Here is a 5,357-nt window from a genome sequence, read left to right on the forward strand (position 1 = left end):
CGAGCGAGAGACCCAGCCGTGCCCGTCGAGGCCGGCGCCACGACCTAGCGACGGAACCCCTCCGCCACCCGTTCGGCTGCGCGCCAGACGCGCATCAGGTTGCCGCCGGCGATCTTTTCGATGTCGGCTTCGCTGTAGCCGCGTTCGAGGAGGCGGGCGAAGAGGTTGGGGTACATCGAGACGTCGCGCAGGCCGTAAGGAAGGCTGTCGCCGACGCCGTCGAAATCGGAGCCCAGGCCGACGTGGTCGATGCCGGCAATCTCGACGACATGGTCGATGTGCGCCACGACGTCGTCGAGGGTGGCACGCGGCAGCGGGTTCTCCTGCTTCCATTTCTCTTCGAACGCCTTGGCCTCGGGAGAGTCCTCGGTGACGCCCTTCTCTTTGAGGTAGGCGGCCTGGGCGAGGAAGCCGTCGACTGCGTTCTTGTTCGCCGCGGCGCTGAGGAACGACGAGCCGAAGTTGATCTGCAGCACGCCGCCCTTCGCCGCGAGAGCGCGGATGCGCGCGTCGTCGACGTTCCTCTCGAAGCCGGGGGTGAAGTGCCGGCAGGAGGAGTGCGAGGCGAAGGGCGGCGCCTGGGAGAGGGCGAGCGCCTGGTCGAACGCCTCGTCCGAGACGTGCGAGAGGTCGACCAGGATCCCCAACCGGTTCATCTCGGCGACGACCTCGCGGCCGAACGGCGACAGACCGTGCCAGAGGCGATTCTCCGGCGTCTCGTAAGACGAGTCGCAGATCAGGTTGTTCTTGCCGTGCGTCAGAGTGACGTAGCGCACGCCGCGGGCGTGGAAGTGGGCGAGATTCGCCAACCGGTCCTCGATCGCGGCGCCGTTCTCGATGCCGAGCGCGAACGAGAGCCTGCCCGCGGCGCGGTTGGCGAGCGCCTGCTCCGGCGTCGTCGCCAGCGCCCACTTCGAAGGCGCCGCCCGGACGATCCCCTCCACCATGTCGATGAGCTCGTCGGCGAGCGCCTTGCCGCCGCCCGCCTCCTGGAGCTTCGCCGGAATGTAGATCGACATGAACGTCGTGTCGAGGCCGCCTTCGACCGCGCGCGGGTGGTCGAAGTCCCCCTTCGCCGTGCGCAGGGAGATGTCCTCCATCTCGTTCTTCAGACGGTAGGGGACGTCGATGTGGGTGTCGACGAGCAGGAATCGGTCGGCGAGCTCCTGCCCGCGCGCCGCGAACGCCGCCTGGCGCTCTGCGCCACTCCTGCCTAAGGCCAGGAGGTTCGCGAAGAGGCGGTAGGCGCCCGGCACGCCGGCCGGCAGTTGACGGAAGAAGGCGAGGCCGGTGTAGACGTAGGTCCCCTTGCCGAGCCCTGCTACCAGCAGCCCGCCGCGCTGCGCCGGCTGGTCGGGGTCCTGGAGCTCGAGCAGCGGCGTGTAGGCCGCCTCCCAGGTGGAAGGCATGTAGAGAGCGCGCTCCTGCACCCAGCCCTCCCAGTCGGCCGGACCGATCCGGTTGGGGGTGGTGAACGCAGGATGATCCGCGACGAGGAGCGCGACCGGCGCCGTCTCGTCCGTGATCCTGCCGTGCGGGCGCGACAACTCGAGCCGGTAGGGTGCGAACTCGCCGTCGGTGAACGGATACTGCTGGTACTGAACGATCGCGAGGCCGCCACCGCGCACGTAGTCGAGAAGCCGCCCGTTCGCCTTCTGCAGGGCGCGGTCGGTCTCGTAGGCGCGGCTTCCGATCACGATGGCGTCGAAGCGCGCGAGATCGCCGTTCTCGAGGTCGGCGGCGCTCAAGATCTGGATCGGCACCCCGATGTCGGCCAGGAGCTCCGGCACCCTGTCCGAGGCGCCGAGCACGTAGCCGACGCGGCCGAGCGCCGGCAGACCGATGTCGGCGCGCACCAGCTGGAAGCGGTCGCTGCCCCGAAGCGGCGACGGCGGGACATGCGGATAGTCGAGAAGCGGCGCGGCGGCGCGCGAACGCTCGTCGCCGGCAGTCGCGGTGACCGTGAGCGCAAAGCGGGCCGTGCCGTTGACAGGGCAGTCCGGCACCGGGAGGCGGAGGCTCGCGCTGCCGCGGGCTTCGTCGATCCGGAACGGGATCGTCCTCGGCGCCCTTCCGCCACAGTCTCCACGGAAGGTGAGCACGCCGGCGAGCGGCGCCGCGACGTGCGAAGCCAGATCGACGGCGATCTCCGGCGCAGGGCCGCCGTTCGCCCAGACCGCGACCTCGGGCGAGACGCTGAGCTCGAGACGCGGCACGACGACGACCGGCCGGCGGATCTCGCCGCGCGCCTGGTCGGCGTAGCGGTAGACCGCCTCGCGATCGAGGCGCACCGAGCGACCGCCGACCTCGAGCGTGACCCGGCCGGAGAGCACCGGCTCGCCGAACGGCTCGCCGCGCGCCGCCTCCGCGGCGGCGCTCCAATCGTAGAGGTCGTCTCGTCGCGGCAGCTCGAGAAAGTAGGGGCGCGACGCGCGCGCATCCGGAGGCACCGTGAGGGTCTGCTCGAAGCGCACGAGCTCGCCGGCGCCGATCTCGACGTGAGCGACCAACTGCCCGGCGAAGCCTGCCGCGGTCGGGAGCGTGCGGCCCAGCTCGCCCTCCGTTTCGAGGCCGAGCGGCTTCACTCCCCTCGGGCCGGCGTTCCAGAGCGCGACGGTGAGCTTCACCGGCTCGCCCGGCACGAGCTCCGCCTGGTCGACGAAGACGTCGAGCGCCACACCGCTCGCGATGAGCAGCGCCTGCTCGCCGATCGCGATCTTCTCGGCGATGAGCTCGGCGACCGGCCGGGCGCCGGGTACTGCGCTCTCGATACAGGCACTCCGCGCCCGGTCGAGCGCCGCGAGAGAGCGCACGAGCGGCGCCACACTGTCGGCCATGCGCTCGGGGCGCAGGGCGGCCTCCGCAGCCGCGATCTCGGCGGCGGCGCTTTCGAGCTCCCGCCGCACTTCCACGGCGAGTGGCGTCGAGCCCAGGGTCGCGGCGAGCCCCGCGAGGGAGGTGTCGATTCCGGCGAAGAGGTCGTTGCCTGCGGCGCCGCCCGGCCCCTCGACGAACGTGTACTTGCCGTCGCGGGGACCGAGCTCGATGAGCCGCCCCATGTCCTGCGACCGATGCTGGCTGCGGGACCGCATCGCGAGTTGCAGCGTCGAGAGCCCGCTCCACGGGTCGATGGCACCGAGCGGCCGCGAAACCGTGGCGCTCTCGGGCGCGAACCAGGCGGCGCGGAAGAGCGCCTGAGCTTTCCAGGGGGCCGCCGTCTCGCCGCTCTCGTCGAGGGCGGGCAGCGCCTCGGCCGATCGTGCGAAGGCGAGGAAGGCGGTGTGCCCGGCCGCCTGATGCTGGCCGTGCCCGCCCGAGCCATCGTTGCCGAAGACCGACAGGACGACCTGCGGCTTGAAGCGCCGAAGGATGCGCACAGCGTCGGCGAGCAGCGCCTCTTCCGGCCACTTGCCGAAGGTCTCCGGCAGCGACCGGGTGTAGCCGAAGTCGAAGGCGCGGGTGAAGTACTGCCGCGCGCCATCGACGCCGCGCGCCGCCAGCAGTTCCTGGGTGCGGAGAACTCCCAGCGCTTCGCCGAGATCGGGTCCGATCAGGTTCTGCCCCCCCTCGCCGCGCGACAGCGAGAGGTAGGCCGCCTCACCGCCGAGCTCGCGCGAGACCAGCGCCAGCGCCGACGTGTCTTCGTCGTCGGGATGGGCGCCGATGACCAGCAGCCGGCGATGCGTCTGGAGCTTCGCGAGCGCCCGCTCGAGCGCCGCGTAGCCGCCGGTGCCGGCCGGCTCGTAGACCGAGGGCAGAACGTTGGCGGCGGTCGCGAGGAGCTTCGCCGGGAGCAGCGCGAAACCGGCGAGAAGGCAGAGAGCGCCGGCGGCGAGGCGAGACGAGCGGGCGGCGGAGCGATGCGGGGAGAGAGGCGCCATACCGGATTCTAGCCACGTGCACGGCCGGCGTGCGGAAGGGTAGGATCCCGGGACCAGTTCTCAGCTGCACGTCACCGCATTTCGAGGAGGGTTCCGATGCCCGTCGCCGCTCGCGTTCTGCTTCTGCTCCTCGCCGCCTCGCTGGCTTCGGGGGCCGCCGGGGCCGCCGGGGCCGCGTCTGCCACGACCTCCGGCAGCTTCGGGCGCGTCGACTTCGCGAACTCGGGCGCCGCTCTCGCGCAGGCCGACTTCGCCGCCGGCCTCGCGCTCCTCCACGACTTCGAATACAACGCCGCCGCCGAGGCGTTCGTCCGCGCGCAGGCCGCCGATCCCGGATTCGCCATGGCCTACTGGGGCGAGGCGATGACCTACAACCATCCGATCTGGATGCAGCAGGACGCCGCCGCGGCGCGCGCCGCACTCGCCCGCCTCGCGCCGACCGCGGCGGAGCGCCGCGCCAAGGCGCCGACCGAGCGCGAAAAAGCCTGGCTCGACACCGTCGAGATCCTCTACGCGGAAGACGCTCCCGGCGCCGAGGGCGGCGAGCCCGGTAAGCGGGCGCGCGACTTCCGCTATGAGGAGGCGATGGCGAAGCTCGCGGCCAGCTATCCCGACGACGTCGACGCCGTCGCCTTCCACGCGCTCGCGATCCTCGGCACCGCCCACTCCGGGCGCGACGTGGCGAGCTACATGCGCGCCGCAGGCCTCCTCGAGGAGGCCTGGATGCAGCACCGCGAGCATCCCGGCCTGCTGCACTACCTGATCCACTGCTACGACGACCCGACCCACGCACCGCTCGGGCGGCGCGCCGCCGAGCTCTACGCCCAGGTCGCCCCCGACGCCGGACACGCCATCCACATGACCTCGCACATCTTTTTGGCACTCGGTATGTGGCCGGAGACGGTCGACACCAATATCGCCGCGCTCGCCGCCGTGAACCGGATGCGCGCGGCGAAGGGCAAGGATCCGGCGCGCTGCGGTCACTATCCGAACTGGCTGGGCTACGCCTATCGCCAGCTCGGCCAGATGGAGGAGGCGCGGGCGACCCTGGTCGCCTGCCGCGAGAGGGCGGAGACCGAGAAGCCCTCGCAAGAGCCCGGACACTCGATGGACCCGGACTCCACCCTGGGCGGATCGTTCGCCAGCATGCGCCTGGGCTACCTCATCGAGAGCGGCGACTGGCAGGGCGAGGTCGCCTCCTGGCCGCTGCCGCCGGTCGCCGGGCCGGGGGCGCGGCTCGACTTCGCCTTCGCCCGCGCCCTCGCGGCGATTGCCGCCAGCACGCAGGCCGATGCCGGGCTCGCGGGGGAGACGCGCCTCGCCATGGCCGATCTCGAGACCGTCGGCCACGAGGTCGTCGCCATCGAGGTCGCGAAGAACGATCCCGATCCGACCTATCGGGTGCGCCCCGAGATCTTCCGGCTCGAAGCCGAGGGCCTGCTCGCGGAGAGACGGAGCGACTTCACCGGCGCCGAG

At 71.7% G+C, this 5,357-nt stretch carries 2 protein-coding genes; one reads left to right on the forward strand and one right to left on the reverse strand.

Going from position 1 to position 5,357, the window contains the following annotated elements; genetic code table 11:
* Positions 1 to 44 precede the first annotated feature (44 nt).
* Positions 45 to 3,881, reverse strand: coding sequence for a membrane dipeptidase (locus KBI44_21340; protein MBP9147030.1), 3,837 nt, complete (start codon positions 3,879 to 3,881; stop codon positions 45 to 47).
* 96 nt (positions 3,882 to 3,977) lie between these two features.
* Here KBI44_21340 and KBI44_21345 point away from each other — a divergent pair.
* On the forward strand, positions 3,978 to 5,357 hold a 1,380-nt coding region (locus KBI44_21345; protein MBP9147031.1), incomplete at its 3' end, for a hypothetical protein.

This window comes from Thermoanaerobaculia bacterium, from assembly GCA_018057705.1.
In the GTDB taxonomy this organism is placed as follows: Bacteria; Acidobacteriota; Thermoanaerobaculia; order Multivoradales; family JAGPDF01; genus JAGPDF01.